General features: G+C 67.8%; 22 protein-coding genes. 12 read left to right on the forward strand and 10 right to left on the reverse strand.

The features are described from left to right. Window positions 1-15 precede the first annotated feature (15 nt). A complete protein-coding gene (locus AC1DOM_RS10235) occupies window positions 16-987 on the forward strand; it encodes a glycosyltransferase (RefSeq protein ID WP_498962878.1) in 972 nt (323 codons plus the stop codon). A 1-nt stretch (window position 988) separates the two neighbouring features. Here the strand turns inward: AC1DOM_RS10235 and AC1DOM_RS10240 are convergent, their stop codons facing one another. Next, a complete protein-coding gene (locus AC1DOM_RS10240) occupies window positions 989-3,637 on the reverse strand; it encodes a glycosyltransferase (RefSeq protein ID WP_498962880.1) in 2,649 nt (882 codons plus the stop codon). A 38-nt stretch (window positions 3,638-3,675) separates the two neighbouring features. Next, entirely contained in the window at window positions 3,676-5,946 is a 2,271-nt protein-coding gene (locus AC1DOM_RS10245; RefSeq protein WP_498962882.1) for an NADP-dependent malic enzyme, read from the reverse strand. 105 nt (window positions 5,947-6,051) lie between these two features. On the opposite strand from AC1DOM_RS10245, the gene AC1DOM_RS10250 reads away from it, so the two are divergent. Further along, window positions 6,052-7,398, forward strand: a complete 1,347-nt coding sequence (locus tag AC1DOM_RS10250) for a hypothetical protein (protein ID WP_498962884.1) — start codon at window positions 6,052-6,054, stop codon at window positions 7,396-7,398. On the opposite strand, the gene AC1DOM_RS10255 is transcribed toward AC1DOM_RS10250, so the two are convergent. Then, window positions 7,399-8,664: a flavohemoglobin expression-modulating QEGLA motif protein gene (locus AC1DOM_RS10255; RefSeq protein WP_498962886.1), complete on the reverse strand. Its 1,266-nt coding sequence runs from the start codon at window positions 8,662-8,664 to the stop codon at window positions 7,399-7,401. After that, window positions 8,664-9,770 carry a ribosome small subunit-dependent GTPase A gene (rsgA, locus tag AC1DOM_RS10260; protein WP_498962888.1) on the reverse strand — a complete coding sequence of 369 codons (1,107 nt, stop codon included), beginning with the start codon at window positions 9,768-9,770 and terminating at the stop codon, window positions 8,664-8,666. Before rsgA ends, AC1DOM_RS10255 begins: the two co-directional genes overlap by 1 nt. Window positions 9,771-9,848: 78 nt before the next feature. Between rsgA and AC1DOM_RS10265 the strand changes: the two genes are divergently transcribed. From AC1DOM_RS10265 to AC1DOM_RS10275, 3 genes are read left to right on the forward strand one after another with little or no spacing between them, the layout of a single operon-like run. Continuing rightward, window positions 9,849-11,105, forward strand: a complete 1,257-nt coding sequence (locus AC1DOM_RS10265; RefSeq protein ID WP_498962891.1) for an aminotransferase class I/II-fold pyridoxal phosphate-dependent enzyme — start codon at window positions 9,849-9,851, stop codon at window positions 11,103-11,105. Then, complete coding sequence (locus AC1DOM_RS10270) at window positions 11,105-11,719, forward strand: SGNH/GDSL hydrolase family protein (RefSeq protein WP_498962893.1); 615 nt, start codon at window positions 11,105-11,107, stop codon at window positions 11,717-11,719. The genes AC1DOM_RS10265 and AC1DOM_RS10270 overlap by 1 nt, the downstream gene beginning before the upstream one ends. A gap of 11 nt (window positions 11,720-11,730) precedes the next feature. After that, complete coding sequence (locus tag AC1DOM_RS10275; RefSeq protein ID WP_498963009.1) at window positions 11,731-12,402, forward strand: class I SAM-dependent methyltransferase; 672 nt, start codon at window positions 11,731-11,733, stop codon at window positions 12,400-12,402. Here the strand turns inward: AC1DOM_RS10275 and AC1DOM_RS10280 are convergent. Continuing rightward, the gene (locus AC1DOM_RS10280) at window positions 12,399-13,175 is read right to left on the reverse strand and encodes a polysaccharide deacetylase family protein (RefSeq protein WP_498962895.1); all 777 of its coding nucleotides are present in this window, start codon (window positions 13,173-13,175) and stop codon (window positions 12,399-12,401) included. The two genes, AC1DOM_RS10275 and AC1DOM_RS10280, sit on opposite strands and share 4 nt — an antisense overlap. Before the next feature lie 61 nt (window positions 13,176-13,236). Between AC1DOM_RS10280 and grxD the strand changes: the two genes are divergently transcribed. After that, window positions 13,237-14,160, forward strand: a complete 924-nt coding sequence (gene grxD, locus AC1DOM_RS10285) for a Grx4 family monothiol glutaredoxin (protein ID WP_498962897.1) — start codon at window positions 13,237-13,239, stop codon at window positions 14,158-14,160. A gap of 1 nt (window position 14,161) precedes the next feature. Here the strand turns inward: grxD and AC1DOM_RS10290 are convergent, their stop codons facing one another. From AC1DOM_RS10290 to AC1DOM_RS10305, 4 genes are read right to left on the reverse strand one after another with little or no spacing between them, the layout of a single operon-like run. Next, window positions 14,162-14,395 carry a hypothetical protein gene (locus AC1DOM_RS10290; protein WP_498962899.1) on the reverse strand — a complete coding sequence of 78 codons (234 nt, stop codon included), beginning with the start codon at window positions 14,393-14,395 and terminating at the stop codon, window positions 14,162-14,164. Next, on the reverse strand, window positions 14,392-14,808 hold the full coding sequence (locus tag AC1DOM_RS10295) for a hypothetical protein (RefSeq protein ID WP_498962902.1): 417 nt from the start codon (window positions 14,806-14,808) through the stop codon (window positions 14,392-14,394). The genes AC1DOM_RS10290 and AC1DOM_RS10295 overlap by 4 nt, the downstream gene beginning before the upstream one ends. Window positions 14,809-14,825: 17 nt before the next feature. Further along, window positions 14,826-15,365: a DUF924 family protein gene (locus AC1DOM_RS10300; RefSeq protein ID WP_498962904.1), complete on the reverse strand. Its 540-nt coding sequence runs from the start codon at window positions 15,363-15,365 to the stop codon at window positions 14,826-14,828. Then, window positions 15,362-16,138, reverse strand: coding sequence for an AMP nucleosidase (locus AC1DOM_RS10305; RefSeq protein WP_498962906.1), 777 nt, complete (start codon window positions 16,136-16,138; stop codon window positions 15,362-15,364). Before AC1DOM_RS10305 ends, AC1DOM_RS10300 begins: the two co-directional genes overlap by 4 nt. Before the next feature lie 102 nt (window positions 16,139-16,240). Here AC1DOM_RS10305 and AC1DOM_RS10310 point away from each other — a divergent pair, with 102 nt between their 5' ends. The 6 genes from AC1DOM_RS10310 (at window position 16,241) to AC1DOM_RS10335 (ending at window position 21,372) form a co-directional block, all read left to right on the forward strand. Then, window positions 16,241-17,638 (forward strand): amidohydrolase, encoded by a 1,398-nt coding sequence (locus AC1DOM_RS10310; protein WP_498962908.1) that lies wholly within the window; start codon window positions 16,241-16,243, stop codon window positions 17,636-17,638. After that, window positions 17,635-18,915, forward strand: a complete 1,281-nt coding sequence (locus AC1DOM_RS10315; RefSeq protein WP_498962910.1) for an amidohydrolase family protein — start codon at window positions 17,635-17,637, stop codon at window positions 18,913-18,915. The genes AC1DOM_RS10310 and AC1DOM_RS10315 overlap by 4 nt, the downstream gene beginning before the upstream one ends. 20 nt (window positions 18,916-18,935) lie before the next feature. Next, on the forward strand, window positions 18,936-19,340 hold the full coding sequence (locus tag AC1DOM_RS10320) for a DUF1761 domain-containing protein (RefSeq protein WP_498962912.1): 405 nt from the start codon (window positions 18,936-18,938) through the stop codon (window positions 19,338-19,340). Between the two features lies 1 nt (window position 19,341). Continuing rightward, window positions 19,342-19,971 carry a 2-hydroxychromene-2-carboxylate isomerase gene (locus AC1DOM_RS10325; protein ID WP_498962914.1) on the forward strand — a complete coding sequence of 210 codons (630 nt, stop codon included), beginning with the start codon at window positions 19,342-19,344 and terminating at the stop codon, window positions 19,969-19,971. A gap of 53 nt (window positions 19,972-20,024) precedes the next feature. After that, entirely contained in the window at window positions 20,025-20,969 is a 945-nt protein-coding gene (locus AC1DOM_RS10330) for a DegV family protein (RefSeq protein ID WP_498962916.1), read from the forward strand. A gap of 64 nt (window positions 20,970-21,033) precedes the next feature. Continuing rightward, window positions 21,034-21,372: a hypothetical protein gene (locus AC1DOM_RS10335; protein ID WP_498962918.1), complete on the forward strand. Its 339-nt coding sequence runs from the start codon at window positions 21,034-21,036 to the stop codon at window positions 21,370-21,372. Here the strand turns inward: AC1DOM_RS10335 and AC1DOM_RS10340 are convergent, their stop codons facing one another. Beyond that, complete coding sequence (locus tag AC1DOM_RS10340; protein ID WP_498962920.1) at window positions 21,373-22,047, reverse strand: helix-turn-helix transcriptional regulator; 675 nt, start codon at window positions 22,045-22,047, stop codon at window positions 21,373-21,375. Window positions 22,048-22,300 lie beyond the last annotated feature (253 nt).

Genomic DNA, 22,300 nt, shown 5'->3' on the forward strand with positions numbered 1-22,300 from the left:
CCGGTTGCATCGCATTTGCCGCGCGTCTCTGTCGCGCTGTGCGTCTACAACGGCGAGCGGTGGTTGCCTGCGCAGCTGGACTCGCTGCTCGCGCAGCGGGATGTCGCGCTGGAGATCATCGTCGTCGACGATTGCTCGACCGACCGCTCGCGCGAAATCCTGCGCTGGTACGCGCGCCGCGATGCGCGCATCCAGTTGCATGAGAACAAGACGAACATGGGCCACCTGCGCTCGTTCGAAAAATGCATGGCGATGTGCACCTCGCCGTTGATCGCGCCGTGCGACCAGGACGACATCTGGCATCCGCGCAAGCTCGCGATCCTCGCCGAGGCGATCGGCGATGCCGACATGGCGTATTGCGATTCGGCGTACATCGACGAAGGTGGCCGCCCGCTCAATCGCCGCATCTCCGACGACCTCGGTGCGATGCACGCCGGGCACGATGCCTTGCGTTACGCCTTCCAGAACACGGCGTCGGGCCACGCGATGCTGGTGCGGCGCCGCGTGTTCGACAAGGCGCGGCCCTTCCCCGAAAAGCTCTATCACGACTGGTGGCTCGCGCTTTGTGCGGCGAGCGGTAATGGCGTGGCTTACGTCGACCAACCGCTCGTGCAGTTCCGCCGCCACGACGATGCGGCGTCGCCGCTGGGCAAGGATGCGTCGGGCAAGCTGCGGCCGACACCGGTCGGCGCGCCTTCGCGCAACCGCAAGTGGCTCGAACAGTTGTCCTACATGATGGGTGCGATCGGCGACACCAACTGGACCGTCGCCACGCAGGCGCGCGATTGGCACAAGGCCCTGCGCACCGGCCTGGACAACGATTTCCGCGGCCTGCTGAAACTCACGTGGCGCGACCGCGCCTCCGTGCCGCCGTGGAACGGTGGCTTCTCCTGGTTGCGCGCCGTGCGTTTCTACGCGCGCTTCCGTCGCAAGGCCAATCGCGCGCGCCGCGAACCCAAGCTCACGACTTCGCTGTTCGGCGGTTGATTCAGCGCGGCGGGTGCGCGTACCAGTAGCGCTTGGACTTGTTGCCCAGGTTCGGGTTGTAGGCCGGGTCCTGCATCTTCGATAGTGCGAACGCTGCTTCGAGCTTGCGGTTGTCGGCGTCGTCCGCATCGAAAGCCTTGCCCGGCGACGCCACGCGCATCCGCAACGACGGCACCCACGTGTGGCGCAGGCCGGTGCGGCCGATGCGCAGCGTGAGATCGAGCATCGCGCCGCTGAGCGTCGAATAGGTTTCCTCCAACCCACCCGCGTCGGTGAACACCTTGCGCGGCACGGCGACCAGGCCGTGCATCAGCGCCGTGAGGTTCTGCGGCAGCTTCGCGCGACCTGCGTAACCGTCGCCATCGGCGCGCGCGCCGCCGTCCATCGCCGACCACACGCCATCGACATTGATCAGCACGCCGTTGCCGATGACGTGGCGCTGCGCGTCGAACAACTTGCCGCCGATCGCGCCACCGTTCGGACGCGCGGCCCAGGTGACGGTGCGCAACAACCACGCGTCGTCTTCGGGCACGCAACGGCCGTCGATGAAGACGAGGATGTCGCCCGCGCCCTCGCGGACGGCAGCGTTGAGCGCAGCCGGCGTGGACGGCGCGACGCGCACGTCGAGCATCGGATAACCGGTGCGTTGCACGGCTTCGTGGCACGCGGCCAGCAGGTTCGCATCGCCCGGATCGGCGATCACCACCGTCACCTTCGGCAAGGGCGACGGCGGCGTGTAATCGACGTCGTAGTGCCCGGTCGGATGCGGATGGACCTGGCCCGAGAGGCCGTTGCGCGCGAGGTGTTCGAGGATCGCGCGGCGGCCGGCTTCGAGCGCATACGGTTTCACCGCGTTGCCTGCCGACGTACTCGCCTCGTGGATGCGCCAGTGATACAGCACGCGAGGGATGTGCACGATCTGCGTCGGCGCGAGGCGATCCACGCAGCGCAGCATCAGGTCGTAGTCCTGCGCGCCTTCGTAACCGACGCGGAAACCGCCGACCTCGCGCAGCAGCGCGGTGCGGTACGCGCCGAAGTGCGACACCATGTTGTAGGCGCGCGCCAGGTCCGGGTTCCAGTCGGGCTTGAAGAAGGCTTCGCGACGGCGGTTCGCGTCGTCGACCTTGTCTTCGTCCGAATAGACCAGCCCGGCGTCGGGATGCGCGGCCACCGCTTCGGCGACGCACAGCAGCGCGTGTTCCGGCAGCAGGTCGTCGTGGTCCAGGAGCGTCACCCACGGTGCGGTCACGACCTCCAGGCCGGAATTCGACGCGGCCGAAATGTGCCCGTTGACGGTGCGATGCACGACGCGGATGCGCTTGTCGCGCGCTGCGTAGGCATCAAGCGTCGCGACGACTTCGGGATCGGTCGACAGATCGTCGGCGATGCACAGTTCCCAATGCGGCCAGGCTTGCGCAATCACAGAATCGATCGCCTCGGCGAGCCACGCCGGCGACGGGTTGTACACCGGCATCACGATGGCGATGGGCATCGGCGGCAAGCGCTTCGCGCGTTCGACGAGCGCGGCGCGCTTGCCGTCGTCGATCGTGTCGAACTGCGCGACCCACTGCGTGTAATCGGCGCCTTCGCCGCGGCGATCGGCGTTGCGGATGCGGCGTTGGTCCAGGCGGCGCCGGTTCCAGGTCTTGAAGTGTCCGCCTGCGCGTTCGGCGATCGCGCCTTGCCCGAAGGTGCTGCGCGGCAGCACGAGCTTCACCGCGCGCTCCAGGCTCTTGCGACGCAAGCCCGGATGCATCAGCCCGCGCCAGAGCGGCGCCAGCCAGCGATGCCGCGGCTGGTCGAGTACCGCTTCGCGCATGTCCGCTTCCAGGGCGTACATGTCAGCCAGTTGCAGGCCCGTGGCGCGCTTGTCTTCCGGAAGGTCGGGGCGCGCGGCCACGCACTTGCGCTGGTCGGCGGCGATCTCGCGATACATCGCGAGCACGCGGCGATTGCGGCGCTCGTACGTCGCTGCATCGTTGGCGCTGCGATCGAACACCCAATCGCCGAGGTTCGCATCGTGCCGGCGATACCCGATCAGGGATTGCTGCACGCAGAAGCACCGCCCAGCGAGGACCGCGCGCAGGGTGAGCATGTTGTCTTCGACCATCCCTTCCATCGGCGGGAAGTCGGTCAGCAGCGTGCGGCGGATCGCCATCGAGGCACCGAGCACCGCGGCGAGCTTGCCCCGGCGCAGCAGCCATCGCTGGTCGACTTCGAACGGCGTGCCACGCACCGCGACGTCGATCTGCTTGCCGCGCGCGTCGATGTCGTCCACGAGCGAGCCGACGATCTGCGCATCGGGGTGCGCGGTGAAGGTCGAGAGCAGCCGATGCACGCGCTGCGGATACGAGACATCGTCGCCGGCCTGGAAGACGAGCACCTCGCCGGTCGCGATGCCCGCAAGCTCCGTCAGGTGCGCGCACAAGCCGAGGTTGCGCGGCGTGCTGCGCACGGTCACGCGATGCGGCCCGCTGTAACCTTCGAGCGCCTTTTGCGCGGCCGCGAGCGTGCCGTCGGGCGAGCAATCGTCGGAGACGATGATCTCGCACGGGATCGTCTGCGCCAGCGCGGAGCGGATCGCCTCGGCGATCATCGCCTCCATCTTGTAGGCGATGACGAGGATCGTCGCGGTCGGGAAATCGGCCATCGAAAGGTGCGTCCTGCGGTCGTACTCGGGCGGCCGGTTCAGCGCGCCTTGCGGATCTGCGATTCCACGGCGGCGATGGCGGTCATGTTGACCACGCGGCGCGGCGTGCTGGCAGGCGTGAGGATGTGCGCCGGCTGGTCGATGCCCATCAGGATCGGGCCGATCGCCACGCCGTCGGTCATCACGCGGACCATGTTGTAGGTGATGTTCGCCGAATCCAGGTTCGGCATCACGTACAGGTTGGCGCGGCCCTTGAGCGTGGTGTTGGGCATGATGCGCAGGCGCAGGTCTTCGTCCCACGCGGTGTCGCCCATCATTTCGCCGTCGACTTCGAGCTTGGGCACGCGCGCCTTCAGGATCTCGCGCACCTGGCGCATCTTGCGCGCGCTGGCGTCGTCGTGGCTGCCGAAGTTCGAATGCGAGAGCAGCGCGACCTTCGGTTCGATGCCGAACAGCTTCAGGCGGAAGCTCGCCTGCAGCGTGCTCTCGGCGATCTGCTCGGCCGTGGGATCCAGCTGCACGTGCGTGTCCAGGAAGAACCACACGCCTTGCTCGTTGATGACGCCCGTCATCGCCGAAGTGCTGGTTACGCCGGGGTCGAGGTCGAACACGCTGCGCAGGTAGCCCAGCTTCTTGTGGTAGCGGCCTACCAGGCCGCAGATCATCGCGTCGGCTTCGCCGCGCTCGACCATCAGCGCGCCGATCAGCGTCGGACGCGAACGCATCAGGTTCTTCGCCGCCGCCGGCGTGACGCCGCGGCGTTCGGTCAGCGCGTGGTACTGGTGCCAGTAGTCGTTGAAGCGCGGGTCGTCGTTGATGTTGGTCAGTTCGAAATCGACCCCCGGGCGCATGCGCAGGCCGAGGCGATCGATGCGGGTTTCGATGACGTCGGGGCGGCCGATCAGGATCGGCGTGGCCATGCCTTCATCGATCACCGTCTGCACGGCGCGCAGCACCGTTTCTTCTTCGCCTTCGGCATACACCACGCGCTGCTTGTCGCTGCGCGCGCGGTCGTACACCGGCTTCATCAACAGGCCGGTGCGGTAGATGAACTGGCCGAGCTTTTCTTCGTAGGCGGCGAAGTCGAGGATCGGGCGCGTGGCGATGCCCGAATCCATCGCGGCCCTGGCCACGGCGGGCGCGAGCATCACCAGCAGGCGCGGATCGAACGGGCGCGGAATGATGTACTCGGGCCCGAAGCACGGCACGTCGCCACCGTAGGCGGCAGCGAGGTCGGAGGCTTCGCGGCGCGCGAGCGCGGCGATGGCGCGCACGCAGGCCAGCTTCATCGCCTCGTTGATTTCCGTGGCGCCCACGTCGAGCGCGCCGCGGAAGATGTAGGGGAAGCACAGTGCGTTGTTGACCTGGTTCGGATAGTCCGAACGGCCCGTGGCGATGATCGCGTCGGGCCGCACGCGCTTGGCCTCTTCCGGCAGGATTTCCGGGTTCGGATTGGCGAGCGCGAGGATGATCGGGCGCTGCGCCATCGTGGCGACCATCTCCGGCTTGAGGATGCCGCCGGCCGACAGGCCGAGGAACACGTCGGCACCGTCGAGGATGTCGGCGAGCGTGCGCTTGTCGGTGTCGCGCGCGTAACGCTGCTTGTCCGGGTCCATGTGGCCGCGGCCGGTATACAGCACGCCTTCGCGATCGTAGGCCAGGATGTTTTCCGGCTTCATGCCCAGCGCGACCAGCATGTCCAGGCACGCGATGCCCGCGGCGCCCGCGCCGGCGGTGGCGAGCTTCACTTCGGAAATCTTCTTGCCGACGATCTCCAGCGCGTTGAGCACCGCGGCGCCGACGATGATCGCGGTGCCGTGCTGGTCGTCGTGGAAGACCGGGATGTTCATCCGCTCGCGCAACTTGCGCTCGACGATGAAGCACTCCGGCGCCTTGATGTCTTCCAGGTTGATGCCGCCGAAGGTCGGTTCCAGCGAGGCGATGATGTCGACCAGCTTGTCGGGGTCGCGCTCGTCGACCTCGATGTCGAACACGTCGATGCCCGCGAACTTCTGGAACAGCACGCCCTTGCCTTCCATCACCGGCTTGCCGGCGAGCGGGCCGATGTCGCCCAGGCCCAACACGGCGGTGCCGTTGGTGATCACCGCGACGAGGTTGCCGCGCGCGGTCATGGCGCTGGCCGCGTTGGGATCTTCGACGATCGCTTCGCAGGCGTAGGCCACGCCGGGCGAATAGGCCAGCGAGAGGTCGCGCTGGGTCACCATCGGCTTGGTGGGGACGACCTTGATCTTCCCGCGCGGCTCCATGCGGTGATAGTCGAGCGCGGATTGCTTGAGATCGTCGGACATGCTGGCCGTGGCGCGGGGTGGGGTCGTCGATTCTACCCACCGGGCAGGTCGGTGGTCGCCGCGCGGTGCTTAGAATGCAGCCTGTCTTCACGGAAACCTCTTTCGATGGCCGTCGCGTCCCTGTCCCGGCGCTGGTCCGCGCTGCTGGCCACGCCGGCGCCGTGGGCCATCGCGCTCGCGGTGTTCCTGCTCCAGGCGCCGCTGGTGCTCAATCCCGGGTATTTCAGCCACGACGAGCTCCAGTGGGCGTTCTTCGCGACCCACCTGGACCATTGGGTCGACTGGCTCGACGTCGGGTCCTTCCAGTACCGCCCCCTCACCTTCAACCTGTGGATGGTGCTGTCGCGCGCATTGTTCGAGACGCCGCAGGCCTTCCACGCGGTCCTGGTCGCCTGGGGCGCGGGGAATTGCGCGCTGCTGTATGCGGTCGGGCGTCGCGCGGGGATCGATGCGCGGACCTGCGCGGTGGCGGTGCTGGTCTTCGCGCTGAGCCCGTATGCGGTGGTCGCGCACGGGTGGGTGGGGACGATCGCGGACCTGGCGTGGCTGACCTGCGGCCTGGCCATCGCGTGGTTCGGCCTGCGTGCGCGATCGCTCGTGGCGATCGCCCTCGTCGCCGCGCTCGCGACGGGCGTGGCGCTCCTCGCGAAGGAAGCGGCGCTGTCGATCCCGCTGGTCGCCACGGTCGCGTGGGTGTTCACGCGCGAAAAGCGTTGGGGTGCGGCGGCATTGGGCGCATGGGCCGCGGCCGCGGCCTACCTGGCGGTGCGCCTGCCGATCCTGCTCGACACCACCGACAAACCGGCGCTCTACGCCGCCAACGTGGCGAATGTCGCGGTGCGCTGGGTCGAATACCAGTTGTTCTCGCCGATGGTCCGCGTGATCGAGGAACAGTCCACGCTCGACCAGTCGAGCTTCAAATACCAACTGATGGCCGCGGTGTTGTGGTGCGCGTGGCTCGCGGCGATGTGGCGCGGCAGCCGGCGATTGACGGCGTTCGCGATCGTCGCAGGCGGCGCGGCGCTCGGCCCGGTGTTGCTGCTCGGTGCGTCGGCCAACCACTACGCCTATGGCTTCGCGGCCGTGTATGCCCTGTGTGGCGCCGCAGCGTGGGCGCGCACCGCGCGCTGGGGCCGCATGGCGCTCGGCACGATGGCCCTGATGACCGCGCTGCATGGCGTGGTGGTGATGGGCGTGATGCTCGAGGTCGGCCGCGTGCAATCGGTGTTTTCGCCCGCGCTGTCCGACGTGCTGCGGACGCGCGCGCTCGATGCGCCTGCCGTTCGCCTGCGGCCCGCCTCGGATGCGAAGGGGTGGATGTTCCAGCGCCTGACGCACGAAATTCCGATGTATCGCGGCGTTCGCATCGGCGATCGGGTGCGCCTTGTCGGGCCGTCGGAACCGGCCGATTACATCATCGCGCACGACGGCCGGCTCGTGCCGGCCCCCTGATCACTGCAGTTCGAACAAGCCTTCCGACGCCATCACCTGGTCGAGCCGGATGCGGTTGGCGAACAGCGAGAAGGCGAGCATGCCGGCCAGACCGTTCGCGCGCGAGACCCACTGCGGCAACCACCGCGGCGCCATCAGCGCGCCGCAATCGAACATCGGCTCGAAGCGCTGCACGTCGGCGAGCGTCATCTTCCCCGCGAACAGCATGCGGCACAGGCGCAACTTGCGATTGCGCAACGCCCAGCGGAAGAAAGTGTGCACGCCGATGAGCCCGCGCACGTACACGGTGTCTTTCGTGAAGGCATAGCCGCCGCTGGTCGGCACGCCGCGGAACACGCGCTGGGCGGAGACGAAACTTTCCAGCGGCGGGTTGTCCGCGTCGAGGAAGAAGCGGAACACTTCGATGAAATCCGCGCCTTCCAGCGCGCGCGCGACCGCCTCGATGCGCAGGCTGATGCGCTTCATGCGCTCGATGTCGATGCTGCCGGTGATTTGTTCGGCGAAGGTTGCCAGGCCTTCCTGCGTGGCGGTGGTGCGCGGCGAGGAAAGCGAGAGGCTCTGCAGTTGCGGCTGCTCGCGGCCATTGAGCGCGGTGAGCGAATGGACGAAGGCTTCGTGTTCGAGCAACTGGTGGCGGTCGTAGTCGCTGAAGGCGGCGCTGGAGCGCAGCCGGATGCGCGTGGCACCGGCCGCGGCCTTCGCGATGAGCTCGGGGTCCAGCACGACTTCGATCAGGCGCGCGTTGAAGAAGTCGTCCAGTGACGCCTGTAACTGCAGTTGCAGGGCCGTCGCGGAAATCTGCACCTGTTCTTCGGGCGCGAGCAATTCCTTGTCGAGTTCGTTGGCGATGTCGATGAAATGGTGCGCGGCCTCGCGCGTGGTCGGCCCGCCGCCGGGCAAGGGTTCGTCGGGGCGGCCGAACAAACGGATCGAATGGCGCGTGACTTCCGGCGTGCCGAGGTTTTCCAGCAGTTCGCAGGCGATGCCCCAGCTGCGCGCCGAATCGCAGACGTAGTGGCCGAGCGGATGGTCGGGGTCGGCCGCCTTTTCGATCGCGGCGAGCTCGCGACGCGCCTCGGTGTAGTCGAACTTCTGGTATTCGTGCCTGGGCAGCGTGTATTCGCCGCGGTTGTAGCACTCCATGAAGCGGACCTGTTCGCTCGCCGCCCAGCTCACCGAATTCAGCAGGCGGATGCCGCGCGCGGCCTTCACCATGCGTGCGTCCAGCGCCGCGTGATAGAGGATGTCGTCGGCCAGCTCGACCATCAGTGGCGTCCGTATTTGTCGTCGATGCGTTTGTACAAGGCCTTGTTCTGCACCTTGTCGTTCGCTTTCTGGTTCAGGCGCGTGGCGAGCTGGTTGGCGGCGCCGGCCACCTCGCCGCGCAACTTGAGGAAATTGGCGAAACGCGCAGGATCCAGCGTGCCGGCTTCGATCGCCGCGCGCACCGCGCAACCCGGCTCCTTCGCATGTTGGCAATCGCGGAACCGGCACTGTTCGGCCAGCGCTTCGATGTCGCCGAAGTTTTCCGCGACGTCTTCCTCGCCCGTCGGCTTGAGTTCGCGCATGCCCGGCGTGTCGATCATGCACGCGCCCGACGGCAGCGGGATCAATGCGCGGTGCGTGGTGGTGTGGCGGCCACGCGAATCGCTTTCGCGGACTTCGCCGGTCTTCATCTTCTCCACGCCGAGCAGTGTGTTGGTGACCGTCGACTTGCCCGCGCCGGAGGAACCGACGAGCACGATGCTCTGCCCCGCGCCTAGCCAGGGCGCGAGTGCGGCGACGCTGTCGGGATCCTTGGCATTCACGGGCACCACCTGCACGCCTTGCAGGACGCCTTCGAGCGCGGCGCGCGCATCGTCGATCGCGTTCGCGTCTTCGGCCAGCGCCTTGTCGGCCTTGGTGAGCACGACGACGGGCACCACGCCGCTGCCGCCGATGAGCACGAGGTAACGTTCGATGCGCCGCGGGTTGAAGTCCGCGTCGAGCCCGCACACGACGAACACCGTATCGATGTTCGCCGCGATCAATTGCTGCTTGTAATGCTCGCCCGCCGCGCCGCGCTTGATCGCCGTGTGGCGCGGCAGCAGTGCGACGATCTTCTTGCCTTCGAGCAATACCCAATCCCCGACGGCCGCGCGTTCTTCCGGGGCGATGCCGCCTTTGCGATAGCTGGACGCGCGCTGCCACTCGGGTGGGGACTCGGCCTTGAAGCCGGCGTCCGGGCCTTCGGCGACGACATACCCGGTGCGGTGCTGCTCGGTCACGCGCGCCGGGCGCGCCTGCGGATGCGCTGCAAACGTTTCCCGCCAGGCCGCGTCTTCCACCTGCGCGGCATAAGGCCAGCCGATGGCGCGCAGGGCGGGGGTCACGGGCGGGTGTGGGTCGTCATCGCACGGATTCTAGCGCTCCCGGTGCTGGTAGGCTTGCGTGCCTCCACGTTTTCCCGAATGCCGCCGATGTCCCTGCGCCTGAAGACCCGCGAACGCCTGTCCGAAGTCCGATACGAGATCCGCGGGGAGTTGGCGCGACGCGCCCGCGAACTGGAGGCCCAGGGCCGCACGCTGGTGAAGCTCAATATCGGCAACCCGGGCGCCTTCGGCTTCCGCGCGCCCGAGCACCTGCAGCGCGCGATCGCCGACGGGATCGCACAGACCGACCCCTACACGCACCAGCAGGGCCTGCCCGCCGCGCGCGAGGCGATCGCGCAATTCCATCGCCAGCGCGGCACGCCCAATGCCTCGCCCGAGCGCGTGTTCGTCGGCAACGGCGTGAGCGAACTGATCGACCTCAGCCTGCGCGCACTGCTCAATCCCGGCGATGAAGTGCTGCTGCCCTCGCCCGACTATCCGCTGTGGTCGGCGGCGACGATCCTCAACGATGGCCGGCCGGTCTATTACCGCTGTCTCCCCGAGAACGGCTTCCTGCCCGATCCGGAAGAGATCGCCAAGCTCGTTTCGCCGCGCACGCGCGTGATCGTGCTCATCAATCCGAACAACCCGACGGGCGCGAGCTATCCGCGCGAACTGCTCGAACGCATCGTCGCCATCGCCGCGAAGCATCAGTTGTTGCTGATGTCCGACGAGATCTACGACGAAATCCTCTACGACGAGGCGACGTTCCAACCGCTCGCACCACTTGCCGGCGACCTGCCCTGCCTGTCCTTCGGCGGCTTGTCGAAGGTGCATCGCGCGTGCGGTTGGCGCGTGGGCTGGGCGGTGCTCAGCGGCGATCCCCTCGCCAGCGGCGACTTCCATCACGCGATGGACCTGCTCGGCGCGCTGCGCCTGTGCGCGAACGTGCCGGGGCAATTCGCGATCGAGCACGCGCTGCACGGCGTGGACACGATCCACGCACTGACCTCGCCCGGCGGGCGTTTGCATGCCACGCGCCAGGCGCTGATCGAGTGTTGCGAGGCGAGCGAACATCTTTCGCTGGTCGCACCGCAAGGCGCGCTGTACGGATTCCCCGCGGTCGTCGGCGATGCGGCGCAAGGGTTCGACGATCACGCGTTCGCGCTGGAGATGCTGGAACACGAAGACGTCCTGATCGTGCCCGGCTCGAGTTTCAACGTGCCCTTCCGCAATCATTTCCGCGTGACGCTGTTGCCCGAAGCGCCGGTGTTGCGCGAGGTGTTCGCGCGCATCGAGCGCGTCCTGTCCCGGCGCGCCGAAAGCGCGGGCGCCCAGCGCAGCGCGGTGGCCTGATGCGCAAGCTCGCCGGCATGCGGTACCTCGCGCTCGGCGACAGCTACACGATCGGCGAAGGCGTCGATCCCTCGTTGCGCTGGCCGGTGCAGCTCGCACGCGCGCTGCGCGAGGAGAAGATCGGCCTGCGCGATCCGCGCATCATCGCGACCACCGGCTGGACCACCGACGAACTCAACGCCGCGATCGACGCCGCCGAACCGCTCGGCCACTGGGACCTGGTGTCGCTGCTCATCGGCGTGAACAACCAGTATCGCGGGCGCACCGTGGTGGATTACCGCAGCGAATTCCGCGCGTTGCTGACGCGCGCGATCGGGTTCGCGAACGGCCGCGCCGACCGCGTGCTGGTGGTCAGCATTCCCGATTGGGGCGTCACGCCCTTCGCGAAGACCGAAGCGCGCGAACGCGTGAACGTCTCCGGAGAAATCGACGCGTTCAACGCCGCCGCGCGCGAAATCGCGCAGGCGCACGGGGTCGCGTACGTGGACATCACCCCTGCAAGCCGCGCGAATGCCACGCAGGTCGCCGAAGACGGCCTGCATCCCGACGGCGCGATGTACACGACGTGGACGCAACTCGCGCTCCCCGTCGCGCGCAAGCTGCTCGCGCAATGAACGACGCGGCGCTGCCGGCTGCGGACGCGCTGCGCATCGCACGGGCCTTCCTGCCGGATCGTTGGTACGGCAATCGTTCGTTGTATTACTACTCGCGCGTGAAGCTGCGGACCGACCCTTTGTATCCGGGCGTGATCGATGCGCTGCGCGGCACCACGGCGCCGGTGCTCGACCTGGGGTGCGGTATCGGTCTGCTCGCGCATGCGTTGCGCACCAACGGGCTGTCGATGCCCTACCGCGGCGTGGACATCGATGCGCCGAAGATCGCGCAGGCCAGGCGTGGTGCAGCGCGCGCGGGATTGCAGGACGCCACGTTCGATGTCGTCGATCTGGCCGATGGCATGCCTGCGCACACTGGCAGCGTCGCGGTGCTCGACGTGCTGCAGTTCGTTCCAGCGCAGGCGCAGGGCGCGATTCTCGAAAGCGCCATCGCGTGCCTTGCGCCCGGCGGGAAACTCGTGATCCGCACCGGGCTGGACGACGGCAGCGTGCGTGCGCGCACGACGCGCCGCGTGGATGTGTTCTCGCGCATCGTGCATTGGATGCCGTCGGCGCCCAGGGCCTATCCGGAGGCCGATGACTTGCGTGCACGATTCGAGCGCGCGGGCCTGCGTGCGACGTTCACGCCGCTCTACGGCAACACGCCGTTCAACAATTGGCGAATCGTCGCGACGCGCGACTAACGCGGAAGCACGGCGCGATAACCACGCGCCTGCAGGCGTTCGAGCACCGCGCGCAAGGTTTCGACGTTGCGCCCGTGTTTCGCGCCTTCGTGCAGCAGGACGATCGCACCCGGTGACAGCTGGCGTTCGATGCGATCGGCGACGCGCGATGGATCGGAGGCGAACGCGTCGTAACCACGCGCACTCCACGCCACGCGCGTCATGCCCTGCGCCTTCAACACCGCCGCGACGAAGGGATTGGCCATGCCCACGACCGCGCGGAACCACTGCGGCGTGGTGCCGGTGAGTTCGCGCAGCGTCGCTTGCGTGCGTTCGATCTCGGCGCGCATGCGCGTGGGCGGTAAGGCCCAGAACCAGGCTTGCGGGTGCGTCGCACTGTGGTTGCCGATGCCGTGGCCGCGTCGCGCAATTTCGCGCACGAGCTCCGGATGCGCGCGGGCCCGTTCGCCGACGAGGAAGAAGGTGGCCTTCGCGTCGAAGGCGTCGAGCAGGTCGAGCACCGCGCGGGTGTCCGGCGAGGGGCCATCGTCGATCGTCAGCCAGGCCACGGGCGCGTCCGTCGGCAGGCGCCGCAGCACCGGGCTGAACAGGGCCGAGTCCGGCACCATCGTCGCCCACCAGAAGGGGGCGTGCGAAGCGATCATCGCCGGCAGGCCCACCTGCCAGCCGAAGCGCCACCACAGCCACACGACCAGCGCCTGGGACAGCACCAGGCACAACGCCCAGACGTGCGGGCGGCGCGGGACACGACGGGGAGCGACGACCTCGGTCATGGGGGCATCTTGCCCCAAGGATTACAATGGCGGCTCCCCCCCAGCAGTTCCGGAACGCCCCATGTCCCTCGACCCCGCCCTCCGCTCGCGCATCGACACGCTGCTCGCGGACAACCGCATCGTCCTGTTCATGAAGGGACAACCGCAGGCGCCGCAATGCGGCTTCTCGGCGAAGGCCGTGGGCGCGCTCAATTCCCTGGGCATCGACTACAAGCACGTCGACGTGCTGGCCGATCCCGAAATCCGCGACGCCATCAAGCTCTACGGCGACTGGCCGACGATCCCGCAGCTCTATATCGCCGGCGAGCTGGTCGGCGGCAGCGACATCATCGAGCAGATGGCGAACTCCGGCGAACTGCACGGCGCCCTCGGCCTGCCGCCGCCGGATCGCACGCCGCCGACCATCCACATCGGCGAAGCGGCCATCGCGATGCTGCGCACGGCGATCACCGATGCCGGCGGCGACGTCGTCGTGCGCATGGACATCGATCCGCAATACCGCACGCGCCTGCACCTGGCGCAGCCCGATCCGAATGCGATCACCTCGACCGTCGAAGGCATCCGCGTCGAATTCGACCTGGCCGGTGCGCGCCGCGCGCAGGGCCTGCGCATCGATTGGGCCGACGACGCACGCGGCCGCGGCCTGGTCATCGAGAATCCGAATGCGCCGCCGGTCGTGAAGTCGATGACACCGGCCGAAGCCATCGAACGCCGCAATGCCGGCACGCTGCGCATCGTCGACGTGCGTCCGTCAGAAGAGCGCGCGCTCGCGGCGATCGGCGGCGACGTGCTGAATCTCGACGCGGGCCTGGAAGCGATCGACGCGCTGCCGAAAGACACCGCGCTCGCCTTCCTCTGCCATCACGGCAACCGCAGCGCGCAAGCGGCGGAACATTTCCGCCAGCAGGGCTTCCGCGAGGTCTACAACATCGCCGGCGGCATCGATGCGTGGGCCGACGTGGAACCGGGCATCGCGAAGTACTGAGTCAGCGCGACGCCAGCAGCGCGCGCACCCCGCGCAGGAACGCGACGACGCCGAGGACCGCGAACATCGCATGCAGCACGACGCGCCCGCGGAAGGGCGCGTCGGTGACGTTGGCCTGCATGAACTCGGCGATCTGCCAGAACCCCCAGGCCGCCATCACCACGCCGATGAGCAGCAGGCCGATGCCGACCCGCGCGCCGGGCCTGGGCCGATGCTTGTATTCGCCGATCGTCATTTGGTGAACGAGACTTCGAACGAGATGTAGAACGGCGCTTTCTGCGGCACGTAGAACATCTGCCGCGAAAGCTTCTCGTCCATGCACTTGGCCAGCCAGGTGTCCTCGCTGCGCCAGTGGTTCGTGGCCCTGCCCTGCGCGTCGAGTTCGAGCACGACGGTGAAGGACTTGGGCGCCTCTTCCGTGCGGCAGCTGTCGGCGGCGCGATCGAGCACGCCGGCCTGCGAACGCCGCAGCATGCCCGCGGACAGTTTCGACATCCCGGCTTCGTCGCGATCGGCGAGCGCCTTGGCGGCGGCGTAATCGAGTGTCGCAACGGCGACGGGCGGCGCGGTCGTGGTGGGCGCGGCGATCGTGGTGGATGCGGTGGGGGTGGTCGCCGTGGCGGCGAGGAGCAGGAGGGTCGTGATCATGCGGCGATGCTAACGCACTAACCGAAACCGCCACCCGCATCGAGCCACGCTTGTTCAGCCGCGGTGCTCTCGCGCCCGAGGACGCGGTTGCGATGCGGGAAGCGACCGAACTGCGCGATGACGTCGGCGTGCTTCTTCGCCCATCCGCCTTGGTCGCCGTTGGGCATCGCCGCATACAGCGCCGCGGCGCGCGCCTGGTCGGCCGCATCTTCGGAGTGTTCGAAGGGCAGATAGAAGAACACGCGCAAAACCGGATCGATCTGCTGGTCGAAGCCGGCGTCCACCGCATGCCGCGCGATGCTGCGGGCCAGCGGGTCGGTCGCGAACTGGTGCGCGGTGCCGCGGAAGATGTTGCGCGGAATCTGGTCGAGCAGGAGCAGCAGCGCGAGCGTGCCTTCCGCCGTTTCCCTCCATGCATCCAGCCTGCGCTCGGCGGCCATGAAATGCAGCTCGTGGAAGCGCGCGTCGCATTCGCTGTCGAATTCCGGGCCGCCGCCGAACCACTTCTCCTGCCCGGCCTCGCGCCAGAAATCGACGATGTATTTCGGATCGGTCATTCGTCGAACCTCAGGTGCTTCACGCTCTTGCCGTGGCGGCGGATCAGCCGCAGTGCTTCGATGCCGATCTGGATGTGGCGTTCGACGAATTCGGCGCTGACGCGCGCGTCCGAAGCTTCGGTCTTCACGCCTTCGGGCACCATCGGCTGGTCGCTCACCAGCAACAACGCGCCGCTGGGGATGCGGTTGGCGAAGCCCGCCGCGAACACCGTCGCCGTCTCCATGTCGATCGCCATGCAACGCATCACGCGCAAGCGCTCCTTGAAGGCCTCGTCGTGTTCCCACACGCGGCGGTTGGTGGTGTACACCGTGCCGGTCCAGTAGTCGTGGCCGAGGTCGCGGATCATCGTCGACACCGCGCGTTGCAGCGCGAAGGCCGGCAGCGCGGGGACTTCGGGCAGCAGGTAATCGTCGGACGTGCCTTCGCCACGGATCGCGGCGATGGGCAGCACGAGGTCGCCGAGCTGGTTCTTGCGCTTGAGCCCGCCGCACTTGCCCAGGAACAACACCGCCTTGGGCATGATCGCCGAGAGCAGGTCCATCATCGTCGCGGCATTGGGACTGCCCATGCCGAAGTTGATCATCGTGATGCCGTCGGCCGTCGCGCTGGGCATCGGGCGGTCCAGGCCGACGACCTGCGCGCCCGTGAGCCGCGCGAAGTGCCCGAGATAACCGCCGAAATTGGTGAGCAGGATGGTCTCGCCGAACTGGTCCAGCGGCACGCCGGTGTAACGCGGCAGCCAGTTCTCGACGATCTGGGGTTTGTCCTTCATGGGCACATGTCCTTCATGGGCACGATTATGACCAAAGACACGGTGGCGCTCGAACAGGCCAGCGGCTAGCGTTCGTGGCTTGCGCCGCCAAGGGGATCGACCGTGTTGCTGAAGCCCATCGTTGCCGTCATCGCGACGGTCCTCATCGCCGGCTGCGCAAGCAGCTCAGCGACGAAGTCCGACGCGCCCGCCTCCACGTCCGCCAAGCCCAGCTGGCTCGACGATCCGTATCCGAGCACCTACCAGCGCGTGCCCTCGCCGCCCGTGCTCATCACCGGCGCGACCGTGCTCACGGGCACCGGCACGCGGCTGGAAAATGCGGACGTGCTGCTGCAGGACGGCAAGGTCGTCGCGGTCGGCACCGGCCTCCAGGCACCTGCGGGCGCGACGCGCGTGGATGCGCACGGCAAGTGGGTCACGCCGGGCATCATCGACATCCACTCGCACCTGGGCGTGTATCCGAGCCCCGGCGTGAGCGCGCACAGCGACGGCAACGAGGCGACCGGCCCGGTCACGCCCAACGTCTGGGCCGAGCATTCCATCTGGCCGCAGGATCCGGGCTTCCTCACCGCGCTCGCGGGCGGCATCACGAGCCTGCAGGTGTTGCCGGGTTCGGCCAACCTCATCGGTGGCCGCGGCGCCACTCTGAAGAACGTGCCGTCGACGACCTACCAGGCGATGAAATTCCCCGGCGCACCGTGGGGCCTGAAAATGGCCTGCGGCGAGAACCCCAAGCGCGTGTACGGCCAGAAGGGTGGCCCCGCCACGCGCATGGCCAACGTCGCCGGTTACCGCGCCGCCTTCATCGAAGCGGCCGACTACATGAAGAAGCAGCAGGACGCGAAGGAAGGCCCCGGCAAGCGCGACCTGAAGAACGACACGCTCGCCGGCGCGATCAACGGCGACATCCGCGTACACATCCACTGCTATCGCGCCGACGAGATGGCGACGATGCTGGACCTGGCGAAGGAGTTCGGTTTCAAGATCTCCGCCTTCCACCATGGCGTGGAGGCTTACAAGATCGCCGACAAACTCGCCGCGGCGGGCACCTGCGGCGCGCTGTGGGCCGACTGGTGGGGCTTCAAGATGGAAGCCTTCGATGGCATCCAGGAAAACATCGCACTCGTCGACCGCGTGCCCAACGGTTGCGCGATCGTGCATTCCGACAGCGAGGAAGGCATCCAGCGCCTCAACCAGGAAGCGGCGAAGGTGATCGCCAACGCGCATCGCGTCGGCATCGAGATCACGCCCGAGCACGCGATCCGCTGGCTCACGCAGAACCCGGCGAAGGCGATGGGCATCGACGGCATGACCGGCACGCTCGAGGCGGGGAAGATGGGCGACGTGGTGGTGTGGAACGGCAATCCGTTCACCGTCTACGCGCACGCCGAACAGGTCTACATCGACGGTGCGCGTTTGTACGACCGCAACGATCCGTCGAGACAACCCAAGTCGGACTTCATGCTTGGACAGGACGACTCGCGCGGAGGTGTGCAATGAACCGCGCCCTCGTGAAGACGCTCGCCGTCGCCTGCGCGCTCGCCCTGTCGGGTGGCGCGATGGCGCAGGATCTGCTGGTACACAACGCGAAGGTGCACACGGCGTCCTCGCGCGGCACCCTCGAACACGCCGACGTGCTCGTTCGCAACGGTCGCATCGCCGCGGTGGGCACCAACCTGCAGGCGGGCAACGCAACCGTCGTCGAAGCCAATGGTCGCGCATTGACGCCGGCCTTGTTCGGCGGCATCACCGACATCGGCCTGGAAGAAGTCAGCGGCGAAAGCGCCACCGTCGACAGCCAGCAATCGCTGGGCGAAGAAAAGGATCCGGCGGTGCGGCCGGAGTTCGACGTCACGCTCGCCTACAACCCCGAATCGGTATTGCTGCCGGTCGCGCGCGTGGAAGGCATCGGTTGGACGATGCTCGCGGCGGGCTCCACGACCGGCGGCTCGATCGTCGGCGGCCAGGGCGGCGTGGTGCGCCTGGATGGCAGCCTCGATCCCATCGGCCCGAAGGCCTTGTTCCTTTCGCTCGGTTCGGCAGCCTCCAATCTCACCGGCAGCTCACGCGCCGCGCAGTGGATGATCCTCGACCAGCTCGTCGCCGAAGCGCGCGGGCGCATGTCGGCCGATTCGAAGTTCGCGATGCTCACGCCGATGGGGCGCGCGGCGTTCGCGAAGTTCCTGGATCGTCGCGGCCTGATCGTCGTCAACGTCAATCGCGCGGTCGACATCGTGCAACTGCTGCGCTGGAGCAAGCGCAACAACGTGCGCGTGGCGATCACCGGAGGCGCGGAAGCGTGGAAGGTCGCCGATCAACTCGCGGCCGCGAAGGTGCCGGTGTTCGTCGATACGCTCGCCGACCTGCCCGCGGATTTCGACCAGCTCGGCGCGACGCTCGAAAACGCCGCGCGTCTGCACAAGGCGGGCGTTGAAGTCGCGATCCAGAGCGCGGGTTCGCATCACGCGCGCAAGGTGCGGCAGATGGCGGGCAACGCGGTCGCCAATGGCCTGCCGTGGGAAGACGGGCTCGCGGCCTTGACGCGCGTGCCGGCGGAAGCCTTCGGCGTCGACGGCGATCTCGGCACGATCGCGGTCGGCAAGCGCGCCGACATGGTGTTGTGGAGTGGCGATCCGCTGGATGTCACGTCGCTGGCCGAAGCGGTGTGGCTGGACGGCCGCGCGCAGCCGATGCGTTCGCGCCAGACGGAATTGCGCGACCGCTACCTGCGCTCGCCCACCGGCTTGCCCCGCGCGTATCCTGCCGGCTCCGAATAAGGCGCCGGGGAGGTTGTGCGATGCATCACTTGAACTGGTTGGCGATCCTGGCCGCGGCGGTGTCCGCGTTCGTGCTGGGTGGTCTGTGGTACGGCCCCTTGTTCAAGCATGCGTGGTGCCGCGAAGCGGGCGTGGACCCGAACGCGGCACCCAAATCGCATCCGGCGAAAGTCTTCGGCATCGCCTTCGTCGCGGCGCTGATCGCCGCGTACGGGTTCGCGATGCTGCTGCACCTGATGGACACCGGGCCGGAGTTGTGGAAGTCGGTGCACGCGGGCGTGATGGTCGGCTTCTTCTTCGTCGCGATGAGCTTCGGCATTAATTACGCCTTCGCCGGTCGCAGTTTGAAACTGTGGCTGATCGACGCCGGTTACCACCTCCTGCAGTTCGCGCTGTACGGCCTGATCATCGGCGCCTGGCACTGAGATGGCGGCGCCGCTGCGCTGGTATTTCGATTTCCTCTCGCCCTTCTCCTACCTGCATTGGCAGAAGGTGAAGGGCCTGCGTGCGACGCACGCGGTGGAGCCGGTGCCCGTCGTCTTCGGCGCGATCCTCTCGGCGCACGGGCAGAAGGGCCCGGCGGAAATCCCGGGCAAGCGCGAATTCACCTATCGGCACGTGCTGTGGCAGGCGCGCGCCGAAGGCGTACCGATGACCTTCCCGCCCGCGCATCCGTTCAATCCGCTCGTCGCGCTGCGCGCCTGCATCGCGGCGGGCAGCACGGTCGAGGCGGTCGATGCGATCTTCGACTGGATCTGGCGCGACGGGCGCGCGGCCGACACCGACACTGCGCTCGCGCCGCTGCTCGATCGGCTCGGCATCGCGCCCGAAGCGATCAGCGCCGCGGAAACCAAGGCGGCCCTTCGCGCGAACACCGACGCGGCGATCGCCGCCGGCGTGTTCGGCGTCCCGACACTGCAGATCGGCGATGCCTTGTTCTGGGGCAACGACGCCCACGACTTCGCGCTTGCTGCACTGCACGATCGCGCGCTGCTCGACGATCCGCAAATGCAGCGCGTGTCCACCCTGCCCGTCGGGATTTCCCGCCTGCCCTGAGTTGCGGTAGGGTCCGCGAACTCGGTCACGTTTCCCTCGGGGGAGTTTGCGCAATGCGTATTGGTCTGGTGGTGGATTCGGCCTGCGACCTGCCTGGCGATTACCTGCGTCGCAATGGCTTCACGATCCTGCCCATCACCGTGCGCATCGGCGACCAGACGCGCGAGGACCAGCGCGACGAAGTCCAGACGCTCGAGTTCCTGCGCACGCACGTCGCCGAACATGGCGCCGAAGCGGAGACCGCGCCCTTCTCGGTCGAACAGATCACCGATGTCTTCCTCAAGAAGCTGGTGATCGATTACGACTACGTCTTCTGCATGACGATCACGCGCACGCGCAGCCCGATCTACGACAACGCATTGCAGGCGAGCTACGCGATCCTCAACGAATATCGCGGCGTGCGTTCGGCCGCGGGCCACGACACGCCGTTCGCATTGCGCGTGATCGATACGCAGACGCTGTTCGCCGCGCAGGGCATCACGGCCGTCGAAGCGGTTCGCCTGATCAAGGCGGGCGAAGGCGCGCCGAAGATCCGCGCGCGCCTGGAAAACCTCGCGCTGCATACCTACGGTTTCATGATCCCGCGCGACCTGTACTACCTGCGCGCGCGTGCGCGCACCAAGGGCGACCGCAGCGTGGGCCTGCTCAGCGCGGCACTCGGTTCGGCGCTCGACATCAAGCCGGTGCTGCGCGGTTATCGCGGCCAGACCGAGCCGATCGCCAAGGTCAAGGGTTTCGACAATGCGGTGCAGAAGTTGTTCGCGCACACGGCCGACCGCGTGCGCCGCGGCCTGATGACGCCCACGGTGTGCCTGAGCTACGGCGGCGAACTGGCGGAGATGCGCGCCCTGCCCGGCTACGAGGACCTGCGCGTGACCTGCCAGAGCTACAACATCGAATTGTTCGAGAGCGTCATGAGCCTCACGGGGATGGTCAACGTGGGCAAGGGCGCCCTGGTGGTCGGGTTCGCCGCAGAGCCGCACGCGTTCGAAGCCTGAGGCCTTGACGCCGCGCACGCAGTGCGCGGGCGAGCATGCACGCATCCCGACAGGAGTCGCCCCCATGACCCGCTATTACCTCAGCCTGCCCGATCCGAAGACCGCGCGCGGCAGCGACGCGAACACGTCCTTCCAGGCGCACGGCGCCGCAGGCTTCGCATCGGAGTTGGAGGACGCGTTGCGTTCGACGGCCCTGTTCGAACGTTGGCGCGGGCAGCAGAAGGATCCCGACGACATCGACCAGGCGCTGGCCGCGGTCGATCCGGCGGCGAGCGTCACCGGCGAACAGAACGACCTGCGCATCGACCTGGTCGCGACGACCTCGCTGCCGGCGAGCATCCTGCGACATCGCCTGCGTCTGCTTGCAGGCGATGGTTGGCAATTGCGGGATGTCGCGGCCTGACTAGCCCGACGTCGTCGTCGCGCGCTCGCCGACATGCGCGGCGAGCAGCGCCATGCGCCCGTGCACGCCTTCGCGTTCGAACACGTGGTGCAGGTGTGTCTTCACCGTTTCCGGGCTGATGCCCAACTGCCGCGCGATCTGTTTGTTGCTCATCCCGCGCGCGGCCCAGTGCACGATTTCGCGCTGGCGTTCGGTCAGCGAAGACCAGTCGCCGGTGTGATCGGGCGTGCCGTGCAGCGGGGCCTCGGCGATCGGCGACGGCGCGGGCACGCCGGTGCCGGCATGCAGCGCTTCGAGCAGGAGCTCGGGCGCGACGACGAACAGGCCGGACTCGGCCGCGCGGATCGCACGCATCACCGTGTCGGGGGAATCGTGTTTGTCCAGGCAGGCATGGCCCTGCGATTCGACACAGTGCTGCAGCGCCTCGACGTTCGGGTTGCGGTAGAAGTACAGGCGCCGCGGCGCGGGAAGTTGGGGCTTGCGACGTTCGCGGTCGACCTCGGGGTCGTCGCCGTCGAGCAGCAGTAGCGCCGGTTGGCCATTCGGGGTTTCGCGCGGTTGGCCCGGGGCGTAGGCGCCCAGCCAGTCGAATTCGCCGCGCATCGCGAGCAGGCGCTGCATGCGCGAGCGCCACGCGGCGTCGAGACCGATCACGAGCACAGGCATCGCAGCCATCGGGGGCCCTTGGTTGGACACGGCGCGACGATGCTTCCCCCGAATGCTCTCGCCGCTCACTCGTGAACGCTGGTCTCCCCGTAAACCGGACAGGCCGGCGTTCCCCCGACACAGCGATTGCGCGCGGGGGTTGGGACGCGGAATCTCCAGCCTGCAGCACGAGTTCGAAGTCGTGCGCCTCGTCCTGAGTTGCATGTACCCCCTTCATGCAACCCCCTGGCGACGGAGACCCAAGGCTCCGTCGCCTTTTTTG

It is taken from the genome of Lysobacter sp. P5_B12 (assembly GCF_056400425.1).

What these genes read in the sequence shown, in the direction of transcription:
- AC1DOM_RS10240 (WP_498962880.1), bottom strand. Translation starts at nt 3,637, where the DNA reads ATGGCCGATTTCCCGACCGCGACGATCCTCGTCATCGCCTACAAGATG.
- AC1DOM_RS10245 (WP_498962882.1), bottom strand. Translation starts at nt 5,946, where the DNA reads ATGTCCGACGATCTCAAGCAATCCGCGCTCGACTATCACCGCATGGAG.
- AC1DOM_RS10250 (WP_498962884.1), top strand. Translation starts at nt 6,052, where the DNA reads ATGGCCGTCGCGTCCCTGTCCCGGCGCTGGTCCGCGCTGCTGGCCACG.
- AC1DOM_RS10255 (WP_498962886.1), bottom strand. Translation starts at nt 8,664, where the DNA reads ATGGTCGAGCTGGCCGACGACATCCTCTATCACGCGGCGCTGGACGCA.
- AC1DOM_RS10265 (WP_498962891.1), top strand. Translation starts at nt 9,849, where the DNA reads ATGCCGCCGATGTCCCTGCGCCTGAAGACCCGCGAACGCCTGTCCGAA.
- AC1DOM_RS10270 (WP_498962893.1), top strand. Translation starts at nt 11,105, where the DNA reads ATGCGCAAGCTCGCCGGCATGCGGTACCTCGCGCTCGGCGACAGCTAC.
- AC1DOM_RS10280 (WP_498962895.1), bottom strand. Translation starts at nt 13,175, where the DNA reads ATGACCGAGGTCGTCGCTCCCCGTCGTGTCCCGCGCCGCCCGCACGTC.
- grxD (WP_498962897.1), top strand. Translation starts at nt 13,237, where the DNA reads ATGTCCCTCGACCCCGCCCTCCGCTCGCGCATCGACACGCTGCTCGCG.
- AC1DOM_RS10290 (WP_498962899.1), bottom strand. Translation starts at nt 14,395, where the DNA reads ATGACGATCGGCGAATACAAGCATCGGCCCAGGCCCGGCGCGCGGGTC.
- AC1DOM_RS10295 (WP_498962902.1), bottom strand. Translation starts at nt 14,808, where the DNA reads ATGATCACGACCCTCCTGCTCCTCGCCGCCACGGCGACCACCCCCACC.
- AC1DOM_RS10300 (WP_498962904.1), bottom strand. Translation starts at nt 15,365, where the DNA reads ATGACCGATCCGAAATACATCGTCGATTTCTGGCGCGAGGCCGGGCAG.
- AC1DOM_RS10305 (WP_498962906.1), bottom strand. Translation starts at nt 16,138, where the DNA reads ATGAAGGACAAACCCCAGATCGTCGAGAACTGGCTGCCGCGTTACACC.
- AC1DOM_RS10315 (WP_498962910.1), top strand. Translation starts at nt 17,635, where the DNA reads ATGAACCGCGCCCTCGTGAAGACGCTCGCCGTCGCCTGCGCGCTCGCC.
- AC1DOM_RS10320 (WP_498962912.1), top strand. Translation starts at nt 18,936, where the DNA reads ATGCATCACTTGAACTGGTTGGCGATCCTGGCCGCGGCGGTGTCCGCG.
- AC1DOM_RS10325 (WP_498962914.1), top strand. Translation starts at nt 19,342, where the DNA reads ATGGCGGCGCCGCTGCGCTGGTATTTCGATTTCCTCTCGCCCTTCTCC.
- AC1DOM_RS10330 (WP_498962916.1), top strand. Translation starts at nt 20,025, where the DNA reads ATGCGTATTGGTCTGGTGGTGGATTCGGCCTGCGACCTGCCTGGCGAT.
- AC1DOM_RS10335 (WP_498962918.1), top strand. Translation starts at nt 21,034, where the DNA reads ATGACCCGCTATTACCTCAGCCTGCCCGATCCGAAGACCGCGCGCGGC.
- AC1DOM_RS10340 (WP_498962920.1), bottom strand. Translation starts at nt 22,047, where the DNA reads ATGGCTGCGATGCCTGTGCTCGTGATCGGTCTCGACGCCGCGTGGCGC.